The organism is Pauljensenia hongkongensis, assembly GCF_001746855.1.
GTDB classification, from domain to species: domain Bacteria; phylum Actinomycetota; class Actinomycetes; order Actinomycetales; family Actinomycetaceae; genus Pauljensenia; species Pauljensenia hongkongensis.
This window is the reverse complement of the sequence record NZ_CP017298.1, coordinates 118,719-120,099: the sequence shown is the minus strand read 5'-3', so window position 1 is coordinate 120,099 and position 1,381 is coordinate 118,719. Positions and strand designations below refer to the sequence as shown.

At 76.5% G+C, this 1,381-nt stretch carries 1 protein-coding gene and 1 pseudogene; both read right to left on the bottom strand.

Features of this window, described 5'->3' with window-relative positions; genetic code table 11:
- On the bottom strand, positions 1 to 821 hold an 821-nt coding region (locus BH719_RS00555; protein ID WP_009399810.1), incomplete at its 3' end, for a methionyl-tRNA formyltransferase.
- Positions 822 to 853: 32 nt separating this feature from the next.
- Positions 854 to 1,381 (bottom strand): annotated as a pseudogene (locus BH719_RS09905) (primosomal protein N' family DNA-binding protein); the annotation flags it as partial.

Here is a 1,381-nt window from a genome sequence, read left to right as displayed (position 1 = left end):
CCCTGGGCGCAGCCCACGTGCACGTCGCGTTTGCCGGCCTCGACCTGGCCGGCTCGGAGCCCCCGGTCGGGCGCGGCGGTGACGGGGCCGAGCTTGATCCGCCCGCCCCCGGGGCCCAGCGTCCACGCACCGGGATTGGGGGTGACAGCGCGCACGCGCCGGTCCGTGGCCGGCGCGTCCTCGTCGAAGGACACGTAGCCGTCGGCCGCCGTGAGGCGGCGGGCGCGGGTTGCGCCCCTGTCGCTCTGAGCGGTGGCCCTGGCCGTTCCCGCCGCCAGGGAGTCCACGCAGGCGAGCACCTGCGCCCCGCCGGCGGCGGCCATGCGGTCGAGCAGCTCACCGCTGGTCTCGTGGCCGATGGTGAAGGGCTCGCGCGAGTACACGGGCCCCGTGTCGAGCCCCTCCTCCAGCGCGAAGACGCACGAGGCGGTCATCGGGTCGCCCGACAGGACTGCCCACTGGACGGGGGCGGCGCCCCTCCACCGGGGCAGGTCCGAGAAGTGCAGGTTCACCCAGCCGTGGGCGGGCATCGCGAGGACGTCCGGCGGCACGAGGCCCCCGTAGGCGACGACGACGCCCAGGTCGGCGCCCACCGCCCCGATGGCCCCCGCTGCCTCCTCCCCTTTCAGGGACGCCGTCTCCAGGACGGCCAGGCCGGCCCCGCGCGCGCACTGGGCGACGGCCGAGGGGCGCATGGCGCGTCCGCGCCCCGAGCGCGCCGGGGGCCGCGTCACCACCAGGGCGACGTCGTGGGTGGAGGCGATGAGGGCGGTGAGTGTGGGGACCGCCGCCTCGGGGGTCCCTGCGAAGATGATGCGCACCCGCTCATTCTACGGGAACGGCGGGCCGCCCCTTAGAACAACTCGGGCGGGTTGACGCTCATCATGACGGGCGGGGACTTCTTCGACGCGCGCGCCTGGCGCACGCCCGTGAGGACTTCGAGCAGCCGCAGGCCCCGGTCGCGCGGGACGCGGACGATGGCGCGCACGTCCATGGAGTCCTTGGAGCGGCGCGGAGCGGGGACGGTGCCCACCACCTCGGCGCCGGCCTCGCGCGCGCACTGGTCGGCCACCTGGGCAACCTGCGCGCGGTCGCCGTCCAGCGCGACCAGTGTCATCGCCGGGAAGAACCCCAGGGCCTCGCGCTCGTCGAGGAGCCGGTCGGCGTAGTCCGAGGGCGCCCACCGCACCAGGGCCTGGCCCATGTCGTCGGGCAGGTCCCCGACCACCAGGGCGTCGCCGCCGGGGCGCACCAGCGCGAAGGCGTTGAACCACCTGCGCACCGCCTCCTCGGGCGCCCACAGCTCGGGGCGCCCGGCCACAGCCTGGGCGTCCAGGACGACGCCCGCCGCGTAGCCCCCTCGACCGCGGGCTCGGCGGCG